General features: G+C 55.3%; 16 protein-coding genes. 4 read left to right on the forward strand and 12 right to left on the reverse strand.

The window, feature by feature from the left end:
- Positions 1-2: 2 nt before the first annotated feature.
- The 4 genes from BM477_RS00155 to BM477_RS00170 form a co-directional block, all read right to left on the reverse strand.
- Complete coding sequence (locus BM477_RS00155; RefSeq protein ID WP_075360669.1) at positions 3-770, reverse strand: ABC transporter ATP-binding protein; 768 nt, start codon at positions 768-770, stop codon at positions 3-5.
- Positions 767-1,375, reverse strand: coding sequence for a PadR family transcriptional regulator (locus BM477_RS00160; protein WP_075360670.1), 609 nt, complete (start codon positions 1,373-1,375; stop codon positions 767-769). The genes BM477_RS00155 and BM477_RS00160 overlap by 4 nt, the downstream gene beginning before the upstream one ends.
- Before the next feature lie 277 nt (positions 1,376-1,652).
- The gene (locus BM477_RS00165; RefSeq protein WP_075360671.1) at positions 1,653-1,910 is read right to left on the reverse strand and encodes a hypothetical protein; all 258 of its coding nucleotides are present in this window, start codon (positions 1,908-1,910) and stop codon (positions 1,653-1,655) included.
- A gap of 9 nt (positions 1,911-1,919) precedes the next feature.
- A complete protein-coding gene (locus tag BM477_RS00170; RefSeq protein ID WP_222842254.1) occupies positions 1,920-3,164 on the reverse strand; it encodes an MFS transporter in 1,245 nt (414 codons plus the stop codon).
- Positions 3,165-3,269: 105 nt separating this feature from the next.
- On the opposite strand from BM477_RS00170, the gene BM477_RS00175 reads away from it, so the two are divergent.
- From BM477_RS00175 to BM477_RS00190, 4 genes are all read left to right on the forward strand, one after another.
- Complete coding sequence (locus BM477_RS00175; RefSeq protein WP_075360672.1) at positions 3,270-3,968, forward strand: TetR/AcrR family transcriptional regulator; 699 nt, start codon at positions 3,270-3,272, stop codon at positions 3,966-3,968.
- A gap of 241 nt (positions 3,969-4,209) precedes the next feature.
- Positions 4,210-5,361, forward strand: a complete 1,152-nt coding sequence (fucO, locus tag BM477_RS00180) for a lactaldehyde reductase (RefSeq protein ID WP_075360673.1) — start codon at positions 4,210-4,212, stop codon at positions 5,359-5,361.
- A 337-nt stretch (positions 5,362-5,698) separates the two neighbouring features.
- The gene (locus BM477_RS00185; protein WP_075360674.1) at positions 5,699-7,159 is read left to right on the forward strand and encodes an NAD(P)/FAD-dependent oxidoreductase; all 1,461 of its coding nucleotides are present in this window, start codon (positions 5,699-5,701) and stop codon (positions 7,157-7,159) included.
- Between the two features lie 58 nt (positions 7,160-7,217).
- Positions 7,218-7,409: a hypothetical protein gene (locus tag BM477_RS00190; protein WP_075360675.1), complete on the forward strand. Its 192-nt coding sequence runs from the start codon at positions 7,218-7,220 to the stop codon at positions 7,407-7,409.
- 604 nt (positions 7,410-8,013) lie between these two features.
- Here BM477_RS00190 and BM477_RS00195 read toward each other — a convergent pair.
- The 8 genes from BM477_RS00195 to BM477_RS00230 form a co-directional block, all read right to left on the reverse strand.
- The gene (locus BM477_RS00195; RefSeq protein WP_075360676.1) at positions 8,014-8,439 is read right to left on the reverse strand and encodes an RbsD/FucU family protein; all 426 of its coding nucleotides are present in this window, start codon (positions 8,437-8,439) and stop codon (positions 8,014-8,016) included.
- Positions 8,440-8,477: 38 nt separating this feature from the next.
- Positions 8,478-9,122: a class II aldolase/adducin family protein gene (locus tag BM477_RS00200; RefSeq protein ID WP_075360677.1), complete on the reverse strand. Its 645-nt coding sequence runs from the start codon at positions 9,120-9,122 to the stop codon at positions 8,478-8,480.
- Between the two features lie 15 nt (positions 9,123-9,137).
- Positions 9,138-10,523 (reverse strand): FGGY family carbohydrate kinase, encoded by a 1,386-nt coding sequence (locus BM477_RS00205; RefSeq protein WP_075360678.1) that lies wholly within the window; start codon positions 10,521-10,523, stop codon positions 9,138-9,140.
- A gap of 98 nt (positions 10,524-10,621) precedes the next feature.
- Positions 10,622-12,388, reverse strand: coding sequence for an L-fucose isomerase (locus BM477_RS00210; RefSeq protein ID WP_075360679.1), 1,767 nt, complete (start codon positions 12,386-12,388; stop codon positions 10,622-10,624).
- A 180-nt stretch (positions 12,389-12,568) separates the two neighbouring features.
- Complete coding sequence (locus tag BM477_RS00215; RefSeq protein WP_075360680.1) at positions 12,569-13,543, reverse strand: LacI family DNA-binding transcriptional regulator; 975 nt, start codon at positions 13,541-13,543, stop codon at positions 12,569-12,571.
- A gap of 63 nt (positions 13,544-13,606) precedes the next feature.
- Entirely contained in the window at positions 13,607-14,584 is a 978-nt protein-coding gene (locus BM477_RS00220; protein WP_075360681.1) for an ABC transporter substrate-binding protein, read from the reverse strand.
- A gap of 134 nt (positions 14,585-14,718) precedes the next feature.
- The gene (locus BM477_RS00225; RefSeq protein WP_075360682.1) at positions 14,719-15,675 is read right to left on the reverse strand and encodes an ABC transporter permease; all 957 of its coding nucleotides are present in this window, start codon (positions 15,673-15,675) and stop codon (positions 14,719-14,721) included.
- Between the two features lie 20 nt (positions 15,676-15,695).
- Positions 15,696-17,222: a sugar ABC transporter ATP-binding protein gene (locus BM477_RS00230; RefSeq protein WP_245792769.1), complete on the reverse strand. Its 1,527-nt coding sequence runs from the start codon at positions 17,220-17,222 to the stop codon at positions 15,696-15,698.
- Between the last annotated feature and the right edge of the window lie 1,166 nt (positions 17,223-18,388).

Consider the following 18,388-nt stretch of genomic DNA (forward strand, 5'->3'; position numbering starts at 1 on the left):
CCTCAGTGGCCGAGGGTGCTGCGGGCACTGTCCAGCCAGCCGGCGGGGTCGTCCGGGTTGGCGGTGTCTACGATTTTGCCGTCGCGTAGGAAGATGGTGCGGTCGGCGTAGGCGGCGAAGCGCGGCTCGTGGGTGACGACTAGTGCGCCGGCACCAGCATCTACCCGCTGACGGATTACGGCCATGACGGCTTCGCCTGTGGCGCTGTCGAGGGCGCCGGTTGGCTCGTCGGCTAGCAGTAGTTTCCGGGGGCCGACGATGGCGCGGGCGATGGCGACACGTTGGGCTTGCCCGCCGGACATATTGTCGGGGAAGCGGTCGGCTAGCTCTGCGACCCCAATTTTGGCGAGTATTTGCAGGGCTTGTTCAGCGGCGGTTTTCGCTTTTACACCATCAAGTTCGAGGGGGAGGGCGACGTTTTCTAGGGCCGTCAGGGTGGGGACGAGGTTGAAGTCTTGGAAGACGTAGCCGACCGCACGGCGGCGCAGTTTGGCAAGGGCTTTGGTTTTCAGCCCGGTGATTTCTGTGCCCGCAATTTTTACATTGCCCGAGGTGGGTTGGTCGAGGGCGCCCGCCAAATGTAGCAGCGTTGATTTACCTGATCCGGAGGGGCCCATGACGGCTACGAACTCTCCGGCTTCAACGGTCAAGTCGGCGTTATCGAGGGCTTTGACTTCGGTGATCCCAGTGCCGTAATAGCGGCAGGCCGCCTGCATTTCTAGGAGCGGCCAGGTTGTGGCTGCAGTGTTGGGGCTTTCTGTGGCGCTCATTTTTTCACCTCGGACAGGCGTTCAATGAGGGCGGTCGTGTCGGTGGTGGAGACTGCGTTTGCTGCGGCTCCGTTTTGGTGGGCGGCGACTAGGCCTTCGATTTGGTCTAACCAACGGAGTTCTGCCTCGGCCATAAAAATGTGGTTTTCGATGACTAGTTGCCAGGGCAGCTCGGCTGGACTGCTGGTGGCTGAGACTTTGAGGCGGGTGAAGTCACGGAGTGCGTTCATGGTGTTGCGGCGTTGGGTTTGCACGATTTTGGCGACGTCCACGCCGGGGGTGCTGGCCGCTAAGGCTAGTTTCATGACTAGTTCGGAGCGGGCTGGTTTCTCACGATCCACCGGCGTAAACCACCATTTCAGGAGCTCCTCCCTACCGTCTTCGGTCAGGCTGAAAGGTTCAGTTTCAGAGTTTCCATCTTGTGAAGGCTGTTTCTCACCGCGAGAAACTAGGCCATCTCTTTCGAGGCGTTGCAGGGTGGAGTACACCTGCCCAATGTTGAGTGGCCAAGACTGTCCGGTGGTCTCAAGGAAGTCTTTGCGTAGTTGATAGGTGTTTGATTCTCCGCGCGCTAGTAGCGCTAGCAGGGCATGTTTGACGCTCACAGCTTGCCTCCGAGGGTGTGAATCCCACCAAAACAGCGGGGTTACTGAGTAACTATACAACTATAGTTACTCAGTAACCCCTGTTTGTCAATCCCTTTACTGCCGCAGGTTCTGCCAATCGCAGATTATTAACCACCCGATCGATCCTACTTAGCCGCGCAGACTACCTACGCCGCCCCACTTCACCACCCACCACTTCATCGACTGTGCACCTAAACCACGAATGTGCACCTTGCAAGGTGCACAATTAATAATAAAGCGCACACTCGCCGCAGATTCAGTCGGCTTCAGACGGCGAGTCCCCGCGACCCCCTCGGAGCAAAAACAAACCCAGCGGCACAAAAGCGGCGGCGGCGGCAAACCGGACCCAGCCGGGCACTCTGTCAAAGGTGGAAATATACTGCACCCCAATGAACACCGCCAAAGAGGCAGCGAACCGGATCCACTTACTTCTAGCATCAGGGCCCGCCGCGTCAGCCACAATCAACGCCGCAAACAACATGACTAAGCAGGCGATAAGAAACTTCGGCAGCATCGGCGACGCCTAAACCTTCCGCGCAGACAGCGCCCGGAACTTCGGATGGACGAACACGAACACCGTCACCAGGCCCAGAATTACCACCCCAATCCCCAGTGACAGGTACGGGCTCACCCCGTACAGTGCGGTAGAAGCAACCGGCGCTATCACATAGGCAGCACCATTATTGGAGTTAATCAAACCCGCCAGACTACCCTGCTCCGACTGAGACATTTCCATGGTCGGGCCGGCCGAGTAGCCCAGCATAGCTAAGCCAGCTCCCATGCCGAAAGTTATCGCCCCCAGACCCAGCAGCACATAGGATCCGCCCGGCATTATTAGCAGCAAACCTACGACCGTGACGACGAAACCTAGACGCATCAACTGCACAGAGTTCCATCCCAGCTGCGAAGCAATCACAGCCTGCGCCAAAATCAAGGCGAAAGACATTAGCGCCATATAAACCGCGGCAACACCCGCAGTACCAGAGGCCGACAAGGCGAAACGGTCTTGCACTAGGAAACCAAAAATCGTAGCGACCGACGCGAAACCAACGAACAGCATCAGACCAGAAATCAGGAAAGGAAAAGCGCGCGGATCAAAGTAGGAAACACTCTTTGGCTCCTCCACCTGACGCTCCTGAGCGGCCGGCTTGAAGAACACCACCAGCACAATCAGACCAGCCAGCATCAGCAAAGGCGTCACAATCAACGGCAGCATTAAACCACCAATCGCAGCTAAGCCACCACCCAGCACAGCGCCCAAAATACTGGCCAAACCATTGACTGCACCCAGGCCACCAACCGCCTTTACACGCTGCGCCTCAGTTTCGGTTTGCGTCACGAAATGGGTTTGCGCCGCCGGGGTGACCGCCGCAATCGCGCCACCATAAATCAGGCCGCGCGTCAGCATAAACCCAATAATCATGGACGGCCCCACCCAGATTCCACGCAGGCCGAGGAAGGAGATCGCCGCCACCGCAATCAGCGCCAGCAAAGCCACCAGCATCGCCGCGGTGAGGACCGGCTTGACGCCGCGCTTTTGGGAGGTCTTACCCCAGAGAGGGCTGGCGACAACCACCATGAATGCGGCTAGTGAGATGGCGACACCAATATGCCACTCCTGCATTCCCAGCTCTCGCGACAGCGGCGCAATAATCGGGCTCAGTAGCATTTGACCCATGAAGGCAAGCAGCACCACTAGATATACGATGGGGGCTTGCGTAGATTTGGGCAAAGTCACCCACTCTTTAGACTGAGACTTTGTGGACACAATTCTCTCCCTCCAGTCAGACCACAACCTTTGGTATGGTCAGAAAATCCGATGTTTGCAGAGTATTCTTAGCTACATATAGTGTCAAGAGGTAATTTAAAAAATATGAACATTCCCGATAGACCCACTGCGAGGCGCGTGGGACTAAGCAAAGAAAAGATTGTTGAAATAGCCACCAAAATGTCCGAAGAGCACGGCATTGACGGCTGGTCAATGCGCTCTTTAGCAGCTGAAACAGACGTGGTTCCTTCAGTTCTCTATCACTATTTTGCCAACAAAGATGAAGTGTGCGAACGCATCATTGAGAACCTAACGCTTCTGCTCAAACTACCAAGCGAAGACCTCGAATGGAAAGACTGGTTCACTGACTACCTAACACAAATGCGGAGGCTGCTGATTAGATACCATGGCGTCACCGAACATCTGCGGCAGGCAAAGTTCCCCAGGGCTTCCCTCCCATTTTTTGATTTAGGAATGAAGAAGCTAGAAGCAGCCGGCTTCGGCAAATACGCGCCACTTGCTCACGCCATGATCATGAATGTTGCAGTGAGCGCCATTAGTGCACGAAATGTTCGCATTCCTGAAACCAGCGGACCACACCATCAGCTCACTTCAGCTCTTCACAGTCTGAGTGGAATGGCTGCAGAATCTGAAGGATTAACCAGCATCATTGACAACGTACTGGCGCCTTTGGCCGCACAAACGGACGAAGAAACTGGGTGCAGGTTCTTCGAGCTTTTAGTCAAATCCATCCTCAGCGGCGTCGAAAGCGTTCTCCTGCCCCTGGCACAGCAGGAATCCTGAACTGGCGAAGCGTTACCGAATAACACCACAATTTAGGACTCCCTCACCAAATATTCGCAATCGATTGCGCACCCTCGTCCCCAAAGTTAGCGAGAACCCGGCCCCTAAGTCCCAAACCGCATAAACACGCGGCAAAGAGGATGAAAGTAGACAAGTAAATCAGCGGGAAAACTATTGACTTAAACAATCCATGAACCTAATTTCAAGTTATCAGAAAGTTACCTAACTGAAATGAGGAACCATGACATACCGCATGATTTTTAACCAAACCGCATACTTCGGTCGCGGCGCCATCCAGAACCTGGTGCCGGAGCTACAAAAGCGCGGCCACCACAAGGCGTTCTTGATTACCGACGCGATCCTGCTGGAGACAGGCACCGCCAAGAAAATCACCGATTTGCTAGATGAAGCTGGCTTCCCCTACGAGATTTTCAGCGACGTCGCCCCGAACCCGCCGGTCGAAAACGTGAAAGCCGGCGTTGCGAAGTTCCTAGAGTCCGGCGCTGACGTGCTGATCGGTCTAGGTGGCGGCTCCCCGCAGGATACCGCCAAAGCTGTCGGTATTATTGCCGCTAACCCGGAGTTCTCCGACGTGCTCTCCCTCGAAGGCGTGGCAGACACCAAGAACCCCTCCATCCCGATTATTGGCATCCCCACGACCGCCGGCACTGCTTCGGAAACCACCATTAACTACGTCATCACCGACACTGAGAAGCACCGCAAGTTCGTCTGCGTTGACCCGCACGACATCCCGGTCCTAGCGATTGTGGACCCTGACCTGACCGACTCCATGCCGCGCAGTCTCAAAGTGGCGACCGGCCTGGACGCCTTGACCCACGCCATCGAAGGCTACATCACCCCGGGCGCTTGGGAGCTGTCCGACTCCGTACACTTGACCGCAATCCGCATGATTGCCGCGAACCTACAGAAATCCGCTGACGGCGACTTGGAGGCTGGCGAGAAGATGGCTTACGCCAGCTATATTGCCGGCATGGGCTACTCCAACGTCGGCTTGGGTCTGGTCCACGGCATGGCACACCCGCTGGGTGGCCGTTACAACGCCCCGCACGGCTTGGCGAACGGTATCCTGCTGGCCCCGATTATGCGCTACAACGCTGAGTTCACTGGCGAAAAGTACCGCGATATTGCGCACGCTTTCGGCATCGAGGGCGTCTACTCCATGACTTTGGAAGAAGCCCGCGAAGTTGCCTGCAAGGCGGTCGAGGATTTGACGGTCGCACTGGGCAATCCGACCAGCATTTCCGCTGTCGGCGTCACCGCGGACGGCTTGGACGACTTGGCTGATGAGGCGTTCGCTGATGTTTGCACCCCGGGCAACCCGCGGCCGGCGACACGCGACGAAATCCGCGAGCTTTACGCTTCACTACTGTAGTTTGGTTTCATATTTCCGGTTGGGGCCGAGGGTGAGGGTCATTTGTGTCCTCCACCCTCGGCCCTTCCCCATTTCTGCGAAGTTCACAATTTTTGCAACTTTTTGAACATGCTTACGCATATGAATGCAGATTCTAGTCATAATTGTGGTTAATTTATTGACAAATCTCCATCTAGGACTAAAGTCGATATTGGGTGGTCCAAAACGCTAATTTGGGCGCCAAAATGAAATATACTATAACCACCTAACCGCGTATCGGCAGAGAAGCCGATACCTTACCGAACAATTCTTGGTGTCGCATAGTTGCACATCCAGAAGAGACGAAAGTAGGCAGAACATGGCTCGAATCGTTATTCTCGGCGGAGGAATCAGTGGCCACACCGCTGCAATGCATCTGCGCCGGAAACTATCCAAGTCTGAGCATGAAGTAATTGTCGTTACCCCGAACAAGAACTGGAACTGGATTCCGTCGAATATTTGGGTAGGCACCGGCAAGATGGATAAGTCTAAGGTGGTGTTCCCCCTCGCCCCCATCTATAAGCGCATGGGTGTCACCTACCGTCAGGCTAAAGCCACCACAATCTACCCGGAAGGCACCGAGAGTGATTCGCGGCCGCAGGTGGAGATTGAGTTCACCGACCCGAAGATGGCCGGTGAAGTCGCTAAGATTCCTTACGATTTCTTGATTAACTGCACCGGACCGAAGCTGAATTTCGGTGCCACTGAGGGTCTTGGCCCGGACGGTGGTTACACTTACTCGGTTTGTACCGCTGACCATGCAGAGCAGTCCGGTCAGGTGTTGCAGTCCTTGATTAAGGAGCTGAAAGCGGGCGCGAAGAAGCGTATCGTTGTTGGCACCGGTCACGGCACCTGCACCTGCCAGGGAGCGGCTTTCGAGTACTGCTTCAACGTCGATTATGATTTGCGTGAAGCCGGCGTGCGCGACAATGTCGAGCTGGTTTACTTGACTAACGAAGCTAAGCTGGGTGACTTCGGTGTTGACGGCATGACTTTCCGTGACAACGGATACGCCACCAACTCTCAGCTGTGGACAGAGTCTTTGTTCCGTGAGCGCGGCGTTAAATCGATTTCCGGCGCGGCCGTGCAGCAGATTCGTGAAGGCCAGTTGACCTATGAGAATCTGAACGGCGAAATGCACGACCTCGATTTCGATTTCGCAATGCTACTCCCCCCGTTCTCCGGTGTTGGTTTGAAAGCTAAGTTGCCTGATGGCACGGATATTACGGATAAGGTGTTCGCTCCGAACGGCTTCATGAGGGTTGATGCTGATTACACGCCGAAGCCTTACGAAGAGTGGCGTGCCACTGACTGGCCGGAAACCTACCAGTCTCCCGCCTACCCGAACATGTTCGCTGCCGGTATTGCTTTCGCCCCACCGCACGCCATTTCGAAGCCGCGTAAAACCCCGAATGGCACTATGATTGCTCCGGCTCCGCCGCGTACTGGTATGCCGTCCGGCACCATCGGTAAAGAGGTCGCCATGTCGATCGTTGATTTGCTGAAGGATCCGAACGCTAAGCTGCATAAGGCTTCGATGGGTGAGCTGGGTGCGGCTTGCGTGGCTTCGACTGGTACTGGTTTCACTAAGGGAACGGCCGCCGCTATGGTGATGTACCCGATCATTCCTGATGAGACTGTATTCGCTGATGGTGGCCGCAATCCGCGGTTCACTTTCGGTTCCATTGGCTTGTTCGGCCACTGGACCAAGTACCTGCTACATATTGGCTTTATCTACAAGGCTAAGGCCCGCCCGTTCTGGTGGCTCATCCCTGAGTAGGCCGGTTGGCATTGCACCAAATCCTTGACTGAAACCCATATCTCACGGAGGAATTGAGATGAGTAAAGACAAACAAATCATTGAAGAGATGAGCCCTGAAACTAATGAGCGTATCTCTCGGGCTCCGATGCCTTCCAAGGGCACTTTGCGTCGCCGCCAGAATCTGCTGATTCAGTTTTTTAAGCTGATTGGTTTTAATTTCCGGATTCTGCATATTGTGACGAAGGAAAAGCTCTCTAACCGTCACTAGTTTTCGGTTAATTACTCCTTGGGTTAGGGCCGAGGGTGTGGGGACTGCGGTCCCTTCATCCTCGGCCCTGGCGTATGTCTGCGGTGGGGCAGGTGCGCAGCTGCGGTGCGGGAGAGCAGCGCAGAGCGGCGGCGCGGCAGTCAGGTTAGCCAGCCCGGAGCAACGCGGGACGCGGCGATGGGGCCGGGGCGGAGCAACGCGGGAGCGGCGGAGCTAACACCCACGAATTGTGTGTAAAACAGCCACTGTCACCCGGTTTTGTGTGGTATCAACCCGCACAATTCCAATACTGTGTGGCAAAAAGCCAAAAAATGGCCAAATTTAGCCACAATTTGGTCTTTTCCCACACACAAACAAAATTGCGTGGCATTAGTCCACACAGAAACAAAATTGTGTGGCATTAGTCCACACATTTTAGACACAGACCGACGGGCAAGCAGACGAAAGCTGGACAATAACTAACCAAAAGCTGAGGGGCTTACCGCCGGTTTCCCAGCAGTAAGCCCCTCGTAACTCGGAGACGGAAAATATTTAGTGGCTTGTAGATTCCAGCGGAAGGCTGCCGCGGCCGGCTGCTACCACTAGCGCCGCCGCCAAGCTACCATCACGGGGTCACTACGCCCTTCTTCAAAATGATGTTGGCGTAGAGAGCTGTTTCACCTGTCACCACCACGGCAAAAGCCTGACGAGCACGCTCATAGAACTCGAAACGCTCAATCTGCTTCACAGTGGCGCCCGGGTATGCGGCCTCAACCAGATCCTTATACTCTGACCAGATTGGCGGGGTCGGGTCATCACCCACAGTTTCCATCAGCCCATACTGCCAGTCACTGTAAGGATCCAACGGCAGCACCGAAAGCACGGCCTCCAACAGGTTAGGCACCCCAGAAGTGTCGTAGCGCAGACAGTTCGGGTTGACTGACGCTCCCGGAAAATTACCGTCAGCAATGACAATCTCATCGCCGTGGCCCATTTCCGCTAGGTTCATCAACAGTTCCGGGGACAACCTCGGATCAATGTTCTTCAGCATCTCAAACTCCTTTGTTTCTAGAGATGAAACAACCAGCCTTAGAGGCCGTATTGTGCTCGCATTCCGATTAGTTTCTGGATCTCATCCTCGGGCAATGTGCGCTGCACGCCCTGAGAATCCAACAAGAACTGCAGCTGCGCGGTGAACTCCAAACGCTCCATCACCAGGTAGGCGTGAGCGGCGGAAGTGCCCCATGCGACGGCGCCGTGGAACTCCATCAGGCAACACGGGTAATCCTTCACGTAGGGGGCCACATTCTCAGCCAGCTGGTAGGTGGACGGAGTGCCGTACGGGGACAACGGAATCTCCGGCATGGCAATAATGTTCTCCGGCAGTGCCCGCACGGAAATGGGCTGCCCCTTAATCGCATAGTAGGTGGCATGCATGGGGTGCGCATGAACCACGCACTTCACATCCGGGTTCTCCCGGTAGATAGCGCCGTGCATCTTCACTTCACTGGAGACCTTGTAGCCTTCCGGCTCCTCAATGGCAATGCCGTCATAGTCGGCGACGCACAGCATGTCTGTGGTCAGTGAGCCTTTCGAAACACCAGTGGGTGTGCACAGGATTCGCTTATCGTCGAGGCGGACAGAAATGTTTCCATCATTCGCGGCGACCATGCCTTTGAGCCAAATCCGGTAGCCTACGTCAACTACTTCCTGCTTAATCTGTTCCAGATCCATGTTCTCTCCTTGTTACTAAATAAATTCGACTTTGATTGCTGACTTGTCGAAACCAGCTACCGTATACTGCGCCAGAAGATTACCCATAGTGGATCCTTCCGCACTGATCTTCGTTAGTTTGGTTCCAAGAATTTGTTCCATTGTTTCGGTGTAGAGCCGGTTATGGGAACCGCCACCCACCAGGTAGATGGCACCCGTGAAATCACACAGCTGGGCAAGCTGCCGTAAAGAGGTAGCATGCGAATGAGCCATGGAGACTACCAGCGCCCGAATCGCCTGCCAGTAGTCCTCATCCTGATCCCCGGCGAAGCCCAAATGCTTGAGCAGCCCGGGCAGGGTGCTGATCAGCTGTTGGGCTTCCTCAGTCTGCACCTCGAAAACGGGGCTGTCAGTCGCCGAAGCGGCCGCCCGCTCAGCGATTTCACCCCAGCTGAGGTCACCGAAACGCTCCCGAATTTCTGGCCCCAGCTGCTGCAGCAGCCACCAGCCGGTCAGGTTCAGGGAGGCTCTGAACCCACCCCCGACGGCGGCTTCATTGGTTACGCCGAGGGTGTATGCGGACTGGGAAATCAGCGGTTTATCTAAGGTGATGCTGACTACGCACCACGACCCGGAAGACACCAAGCAGCGGGGGCTCTCCCCCGGCAGGGCGAACTCTGCGCAGGCCGTGTCATGTGAGCCTGCCCGAATCACTTGCAGTCCGTCCACCTCAGCGGCGACCTGCAGTTCATCCCGGACCGGCGGCAAAATCATCGACGGAATCCCGGTCGCTTTAACGAGGGCGGGAGCCCACGCCAGATTGCCGTGCTGTAACAGTCCAGTGGTGGATGAGATGCAACGGGACGCCCCATCAATGTAGAGGCTTTCAGCGGGAACACCAGCCCACGCGGCCGCGCACAGGTTGGAGAAAAAATCAGGCAACAGCAGGGCTTTTGCGTCATGGTCTTGCGTGATCTCCTGCAGCGCCTCCCGGTCGGCCCGCAGCTGATAGATAGTGTTAATGTCTTGCGGCAAAATGCCTGTGATTTGGTACTGATCTGGTTCACTAACCAGCTCTTTAAGTTCGGCTCGCCCTCGTCCCCCTCGGGGATCACGATAACTGACCGCCGGTTTCAGCGGGCGACCATGCTGGTTCACGACCACATAGTCGACGCCCCACGTGTCAACGCCGACACTGGAAATAGTGGGATACTCCTGCTTGAGACGGGTCAGGCTTTGAGAAACGAAAGTGGTCAACCGCTCCAAATCCCAGCGGAACTGGCCGTCAACCTGCTGCGGCTGGTGGGCGACACGGTCGATTTCTTGCACCGTGAGGTGGTTGCTGGACTTGTCCAGCTGCCCCATCATCACGCGCAGGGATGAGGAACCAACATCCAATGCAATTTTTGTTACCGGATCCATGATTTTACCTCACTGTCTTTTCAGCGTGTCCAATAGTTTTCGGCTCTAGCTCGCGGCTGCGGTGGCGGCCGCCGCGAGGACGACCGCCACCGAAAGGTTTAGCCGAAGAACGGGCCGTAGGTACGGCAGGCCGCGTAGTCAGCGGACTCCAAGTTGTCCGTACCGAACAGGTCCCAGTTGCGGGGCCGGAACAGTTCGCCTTCCACGTTGTGCATGGAGACGGGGATGCGCAGCATGGCGGCCATCGAAATCAGGTCGGCACCGTAGTGTCCGAAGCCGATAGCGCCATGGTTTGCGCCCCAGTGATCCATCACGGAGTAGACGGAGGTGAACGCGCCCTTGCCGTTCAGGCGGGGAGCGAAGAAAGTGGTCGGCCAGGCCGGGTCAGTCCGGTCAATGATCTTCTTCATGGCTTCCTCGTCGAAAGTGACCGCCCAGCCTTCAGCCAGCTGCAATACCGGGCCGAGGCCCTTGCAGATGTTGATGCGGGCCATGGTCATCGGCATGGCGTTCGCGGTTATGAACTGGGTGGAGAAGCCTCCTCCCAGGAAGTAGTTGCGGTTTGCCGGGTAGAGACGCACATGGTCGAGGGTGGCCTCAATGTCGCCTTCGGTGACCTCCCACCAGGGTTTAACGGTCGGGTTACCTTCCTCATCCAGCATGGCGCCGCTTGCGTCGAAGCTGGATGCACCGGAGTTACGCAGGTCGAGGAAGCCGTTCGCGCCGTGGCCTTCTAGTTTGTGGCCGGTGACGCGCTCCACTGATTCGGGTGACCAGAAGGTGCGGACGTCGGAGAACAACTGAGCACGGTTTGTCAGGTACTGCGACAGCAGCATGGTGGCGCCGTTCAGGGTGTCGTTCTCAGTGGCGAAGGTGATGGGGGGACGGTTGCCGGTCCAGTCGAAGGAAGTGTTCATGATGGACTCAACCATGTCAGCGTTCGGCTTCCAGTCAGTCCACTGACGCTGGCCCTGGAAACCACCGACGATGGCGTTGTGACCGCGGGCCTGCTCACGTAACCCAGCTTCCGCCAGTTTCGGGTTACCCTTCATGAGGTCGCGCACCACGAGGCACATCTTGACGGAGTATTCGAACTGCTCGTCATACTCTTCCTGGCTGAGGGTTTCACCGCCGTTCACAATGTCATCACCGACAGTGACTTTGTCCTTGAACCAGGCCAGAGCTTCCTGGTATTCTTCCTCATCGAAGACGCCGCCTTCAACGCGGTGGGCGATTTCAGTCATGTCGACTGATTCGACACCCAAGCCAAGGTAGCTCTTGAAGAAGTCACGGTCAATCATGGAGCCGGCAATACCCATGCACTGGGAGCCGATCTGCAGGTAGTTGGAGCCAGCGAACTGGCCGATGGCGATAGCTGCGCGTGCGAATCGGAGCAGCTTCTCTTTCACATCTTCAGGAACAGAGTCGTCATCTAGGTCCTGCACGTCACGCCCATAGATGCCGAAAGCGCTAACCCCGAACTGTGCGTAGGCGGCCATAGCGGCGGCCAGGGTGACAGCGCCGGGACGTTCAGTACCGTTGAAGCCCCAGACAGCGTGCTGAATACGCGGGTCCATGTCTAGAACTTCGGTGACGTAATCCCAGCAGGGGGTGACGGTCAGTTCGGCGCAAACTTTCTGTCCGACGGTTAGCTCCTCCATTTTCGCGGCGTCTCCGGCACGACCAATGGTGAAGTCGGGGACAATGCATTCAACGGGGGTGCCGTCGAAGTACCTTAGCTCCTGCTTGATTAGATCCGCAGCAGTGCGTGCCATCTTCAGAGTTTTCTCTTCCAAGGATTCGCGCACGCCAGCTTCGCGTCCGTCAATGATGGGACGAATCACGATTTTCGGGTTAATAGTCATTATCTTTTCCTTCATTCATTTTGTCGGATAAATTTTGTTGCAAAGGCTGCAGCGTCTTCGCCTCAGCTGACCCTATGGGGGTTTGCAAGCTTTCGTGTAATCGATTGCACGGCGGATTAATGCCGGCTACCTGGGGGGGGATGTCAGAACCGGTAGAAAGAAACAGTTAGCGCTGTTTTACTACTTGAGATGAGATTTAAAACCTACGTTCACAGTGACCGGAGGTTCAGTGGAACCCATGATTCGCTGCAGCAAAGTATCCATCGCAATGGTACCCAGCTCAGTCGCAGGCTCACCCACATAAGGAATCTGCACATCAGGGAGCAGATGCTCCGCTGGGGCACCTAAAGAGCACAAGTCAACTTTCGGAGGTAGCATGTCGTGCTCCACCATGGAGCGAAGCACCCCGAAAGCCAGATCGTTGTTCGCCGCGTAAATGGCGTGTGGCGCATCATCGTTAGAAAGCAGCTGATTAGCTGCCTCATAACCGCCGATTCGAGAGTATTCCGTCCTGGTAACCAGCCGCTCATCAGGCAACTCGTTCGTGTGTAGACGTAAGGCATCTAGCCAGCCGGCGACACGCAAATCCGCCGTCTGTACACCCTCGGGACCAGAAATACAAGCAATCCGCTGATGCCCCTTCCCCAGCAAGTAACGGACGCAAGCCTGGCTAGCTGAATAACTGTCCATCACCACTGTGTCAACGCCTTCATCGGCGGCGGCACGGTCCACGCAAACCACCGGGACGCCCCGTTCCAAAGCCAGACTGTAGGAGCTTTCCTTAGAGGCTGGCACCGCCAAGATGCCGGCCACCGGTTCAGACACCATTGCCTGCAGATACCGGGATTCTTTAGCGGGCTCATCATCAGTGCTGAGCATTATTAAGTTGTAGCCATTACTTTCAGCTAGATTCTCAGCCGCCCGGGCGATCCGCACATAAAAAGAGTTTGAAATATCAGGCACCATTAAAGCAATCAAACTGGATTTTTGTAGGCGTAACCGCCGGGCTGCTCGACTAGGAAAGTAGTTGAGTTGCTGCGCCGCCTCCCGCACCTTCTTTGCGTTGGGAGAACCGAGAACCTTCCCGTTCAAGATACGGGAGGCGGTCGAAGCTGACACGCCAGCTAGAGAAGCTACATCATAGATTGTGGCCACGATTCCTCCTCGGATAAAACCATATAGCCACGACTATACCGCTTCTCTACGCGGCTTAGTCGTTTACTCGTAGAGGTTAGGCTTAACCTCGTCACTGTCCATATTGTCCTTGTCGTAGTAAACGAAGCCGGAGTCAATGACCTTTTCGAGGCTTTCACCCTTGATGGCCTTAATGGCTGACATGACGGTCTCGTAACCCATCTTCACCGGGGACTGCGTGATAGCGCCAGCTTCCAAGCCGGAACGGATAGCGTCAATCTGGGCCTTACCGGAGTCGAAACCAATAATCATGACGTTGCCGGTCTTGCCAGCTTCCTGAACGCCCTGCACAACACCGGTAGCGGCAGCTTCGTTAGTGCCGTAGATACCAACAATATCGGGGTTAGCGGTCAACAGGGCCTTAGCTGCGTCAGCGGCCTTACCCGCTTCACCAGCGTACTGTTCATCAATGACCTTGATGTTAGGAGCATTCTCCTTCAACCAGTCTTTGAAGCCGAAGCAGCGTTCCTTACCGGTCTGTGAAGTCTGGTCGTGGCAGACCAGACCGACAGTACCCTGATTGCCCAGCTTCTCAGCCATCTTTTCTGCGGCGGCAGCGGCGGCAGCCTTATTGTCAGTCTGTACGGTGGTGACCGGAATGTCCGAATCCACACCAGAGTCGAAAGCGACAACTGGAATACCGGCCGCCTTGATCTGCATCAAAATCGGCTCAGCGGCACCCGAATCAAGGGCTGCGAAACCAATCGCGGCAGGCTTGGAGTTCAAAGCGATCTTCAGCTGGTCGAGCTGCTGGTTTACCTGCTGCTCATTTTCTGGGCCGACGAACTCAACTTTGTAGCCGTTCTCAGCGCCAGCCTTTTCAGCGCCTTCCTTCACGGCCTGCCAGAAGCGGTGCTGGAAACCTTTGGAAACCAGGTAAATGGTCTTCTGGCCTTCGCCGCCTTCAGATGAGCCGGAACCGGCATCTCCGCCGGTGCTAGCGCAGCCGGCCAAGAGCGCAGTTGAAAGCGCTGCTGCTAATACTACTTTTCCGAAACGCATGTCTTCCTCCTTGAAGAATGATTGTTGTTTGCGATTTTGCTTGAGAGATACTTGTAGCGATCAGGAGGGACCGTGGCTGGCACAGATGAATGGGTGCCCGCACCATCCTCGGCCCCAAACTTGCTGGGCAGGAACTAGACTTGCTCTGCCCGACGACGACGCAGGTTGTCAGCGAACACGGCCGCCAGCACAACCACACCAACCACGACCAGCTGCCATTGCTGAAGCACGCCCATCATCTGCAGGCCAGTGGTCAGCGTATTCATGAGCAGGGCGCCAATCATGGTGCCAATAATGTTTGCGCGGCCACCAGCCAGCGACGTGCCGCCGATGACGACCGCGGCGATGGCCTGCAGCTCCAGGCCGAGGCCTTCAGCGGGCTGCGCGAAACCGAAACGAGCCGAGTACAAGATGCCGCCAACAGCGGTGAACAGGCCAGCCAGCATGTAGATGAGGATGAGCCACATCTTGACGTTCACGCCGGAAAGACGGGTGGCTTCCTCATTGGAGCCAATGGCGAGGGCGTAGCGGCCCAGTAGCGTCTTGTTCAGAATGAAAGCCGCCAGGATGGTCAGCACAATGAAGATCAGCGCCGCGTTTGAGATGCCGGGAATCAGCTGCCCGTTAGCGATCTGGAAGTAGCCGGGGTTGCCGATCTTGATGGATGAGGCGCCGGACATGATTAGGGCGATACCGCGGGCCACCATCATCATGGCGAGGGTAGCGATGAAGGGAGGGATACCCAACAGGGAGATGTTTACGCCGTTGAGCAGGCCGAGGAAGGCGCCCACTAGCAGGGTAAGGATGATGCCGACTGCGAGGGGGAGCTCTAGGTATTCGCCGCCGAGGAAGAGGCCAGCGGAAACAGCACAGAATGTCATGCCGGTTCCGACTGAAAGGTCAATACCTGAGGTGGCGATAACGAAGGTGGCACCCAATGCCATCACGCCGATTGATGCGGTCTGCATCAGAATCGAGCTGAAGACGTCGAAGCTGGCGAAGTTTGGTGCGAAGACCAGGAAGATTACGTAAACAACAATGAGCGCACCGAATGCGAACAACTGTTGTAGTGAGGATTTGATTAGCTGCATTTTAATCTCCGTAGATTTCTCTATGAAAGCTCTTCTGGCACGAATGTGGTCGCCAGTTCCATTAGGTTTTCTTGGGTGGCGTCCTGGTTCTTCACGATTTTGACCAGGTGCCCTTCAGACATGACCGCGATACGGTCTGAGACGCGGAGAACTTCAGGTAGTTCGGAGCTGATCACCATGATGGCTTTCCCGGACTTACGGAGTTCTTCAAGCAGACCGTAGATTTCTTCTTTCGCGCCCACGTCCACGCCGCGAGTTGGTTCATCGAAAATCAAGACGTCAGTGTCTTTGAGGAGCCACTTCGCGATGACGACTTTCTGCTGGTTACCGCCCGAAAGGGAGTTAACTACAGTTTTTACGCTGGGAGTTTTGGTGCGGAGCTGTTCCACCAGTTCCAGTGACCGCGCCTCAGCCGCCTTGTCATTAATCACACCGAACTTGGAGAGGTCTTGGAAAGAGCTCAGGCAAGTGTTGAACACGATGTCCTGCTGGAGGCACAAGCCCTGCTGTTTACGGTCTTCGGACAGGTAGGCCAGACCGTGTTTCACTGCGTCAGCGACTGAATGAATCTTGGTTTTTTTGCCTCGAATGTAGACCTCGCCGGCGCTACGCGGATCCGCACCGATGAGGCAGCGGGCAACTTCGGTCCGGCCCGCACCCATGAGGCCTGCGAAGCCGAGGATTTCACCGGCCCGCAGGTCGAAACTAACGTCGCGGAGTAACCGGTGAGTGGACAGGCCTGCAACCCGGACAATCTCTTCACCGATTTCTTCCCGCGGCTCAGGGCGGGCATCTGTCTTGAGTTTGCGACCCACCATCATGGCGACGATCTCAGACATCGGGGTTTCCGCGGTCACTCTGGTGCCAACGTACTGGCCGTCTCGGATAACGGAAACACGGTCGGTAATCTGTTCGATTTCCGGCATACGGTGCGAAATGTAAATGAGGCCCTTGCCTGGCCCTACAAACTCTTTAATGAGTTCGAAGAGAGCTTGGCTTTCCTTCACGGTCAAAGCCGCGGTGGGCTCATCCATAATCAGGATCTTGGCGTCAAAGGAAAGTGAGCGTGCGATTTCTACCATCTGCTGCTGTGCCACGGAAAGGTCACGGCAGTGTGCTTTGGGGCTGATCTGCATTCCGAGACGGGAAAACAGTTCTTCAGCCTTTTCGCACATTAGACCGTCTTTGATGAACGGGCCAGAACGGAATTCGTCACGGCCCATAAATAGGTTCTGCGCCACGGTTAAGTCAGGTACCAGATTAAGTTCTTGGTGAATAATACTGATTCCTAGCGCGCGAGCATCATTGATGTCTTTGATGTCAACTTTTTGACCATTGACAACGATTTCAGCACCGGAATCAGGAGTGTAAATACCCGATAGGATTTTCATCAGCGTGGATTTACCAGCACCATTTTCACCGCAGAGACCAAGGACTTCGCCCTCCCGTAGCGTCAAACTGACACCGTCTAGCGCCTTCACGCCAGGGAACGTCTTGGAGACATTATTGAGCTCCAAAATTGTCTTCTGCTCGTTAACAGGACTCACCTCGCCACCTCCTCATTGAGTTATTCGACGATTCTTTTCTCTGTCACACACGCTAAACGTGTCGGTTTTCCCGCTATAAATGGCGGTTTTCCCAATACGCCAACACTTCAATGTGTCAATCAACCGTCCGTGCAACTTCGCGCGTGCAATCGATTGCGTGTGAGCTCTAACACTACCTATTTTAAAATTTTCTGTCAAGTGAAATTTTTCGGACTAAAGTATGGCGTTGGTCACTTTTATGTGGTGAGAGTGTTCGCAATAGCTTTGCGACACTGTGGCTAGGGAAGGCGGGAGGGCCGAGGACGAGGGTGTGGCGGTGCTGTTAAATCCGCAGTTACATGCGAGAACCACGGTAGACCCTACCTTGATGCAAGGACTGTCGGTTAGCGGCGCATCGCCCGCTGAGGCTGAACGGAAGCTGTACCTAGCTCATAACTCTCGCTTACCTACCGCGATCTGGTGGAATGCTCATTTAACAACGTCACCCTGCTGAGCAGGAATCAGCGCTTCACCATGCCAAAAGCAAACGCCTAAACGCCAGCCGCTACCGGTTTTTCGTTTCGGTATGGGTTTACACCAGGAATTGGGCGAATTTGAGCTATTTCCAGCCGAAAGCCATACCCAACCGAAAAATAAGGACTGAATCTTTCAGTTATGTGAGACTTAACCCCCAAACAGGGCAAATCCAGGCCGATTTCAGTAATAACCCATACGTAACTGGAGTGCTGGCCAGCCAGCAGAGGTGCGAATCCAAGTACTAATCTTGTCAGACGCCACCCAGGCAATCTCACCAGCAAACGCCCTGCTCTCAACCTGGTAGTCACGCATCGTATAATCACAGTATTGGGAGTTCCAGTGAACTTCAAAGTCGTTTAGCACAAAGCTGGGGATTGCTCGGCATTAGACACGGTTACGAACCCATAAGGACCATCAGGGCGGTCGCAACCGCTCTCCTCGCAAGGGCAATCTTTGCTCTTATCCCATTGTGAAACTTGTTTTCACAATATGAAACAGTGGGCTAGGACACTCCGGTTTACAGCGGATAGTTGCCTGAAGTGAGACGTGTTGCGACACAAAAATAGATGCCAAAATTCACGCGAAAAAGAATGGCGGAGGAAAACTCCCCCCGCCATTCTCTTTTTGGGTTAACGCCACCGATAAAAGTC

The sequence above is a fragment of the Boudabousia marimammalium genome, from assembly GCF_001936115.1.
Lineage (GTDB): Bacteria > Actinomycetota > Actinomycetes > Actinomycetales > Actinomycetaceae > Boudabousia > Boudabousia marimammalium.

Bases quoted from the DNA above. Each gene is read 5' to 3' on its own strand.
- BM477_RS00165 (WP_075360671.1), bottom strand. From the start codon at position 1,910: ATGCTGCCGAAGTTTCTTATCGCCTGCTTAGTCATGTTGTTTGCGGCG.
- BM477_RS00185 (WP_075360674.1), top strand. From the start codon at position 5,699: ATGGCTCGAATCGTTATTCTCGGCGGAGGAATCAGTGGCCACACCGCT.
- BM477_RS00175 (WP_075360672.1), top strand. From the start codon at position 3,270: ATGAACATTCCCGATAGACCCACTGCGAGGCGCGTGGGACTAAGCAAA.
- BM477_RS00205 (WP_075360678.1), bottom strand. From the start codon at position 10,523: ATGGATCCGGTAACAAAAATTGCATTGGATGTTGGTTCCTCATCCCTG.
- BM477_RS00190 (WP_075360675.1), top strand. From the start codon at position 7,218: ATGAGTAAAGACAAACAAATCATTGAAGAGATGAGCCCTGAAACTAAT.
- BM477_RS00155 (WP_075360669.1), bottom strand. From the start codon at position 770: ATGAGCGCCACAGAAAGCCCCAACACTGCAGCCACAACCTGGCCGCTC.
- BM477_RS00225 (WP_075360682.1), bottom strand. From the start codon at position 15,675: ATGCAGCTAATCAAATCCTCACTACAACAGTTGTTCGCATTCGGTGCG.
- fucO (WP_075360673.1), top strand. From the start codon at position 4,210: ATGACATACCGCATGATTTTTAACCAAACCGCATACTTCGGTCGCGGC.
- BM477_RS00210 (WP_075360679.1), bottom strand. From the start codon at position 12,388: ATGACTATTAACCCGAAAATCGTGATTCGTCCCATCATTGACGGACGC.
- BM477_RS00220 (WP_075360681.1), bottom strand. From the start codon at position 14,584: ATGCGTTTCGGAAAAGTAGTATTAGCAGCAGCGCTTTCAACTGCGCTC.
- BM477_RS00195 (WP_075360676.1), bottom strand. From the start codon at position 8,439: ATGCTGAAGAACATTGATCCGAGGTTGTCCCCGGAACTGTTGATGAAC.
- BM477_RS00200 (WP_075360677.1), bottom strand. From the start codon at position 9,122: ATGGATCTGGAACAGATTAAGCAGGAAGTAGTTGACGTAGGCTACCGG.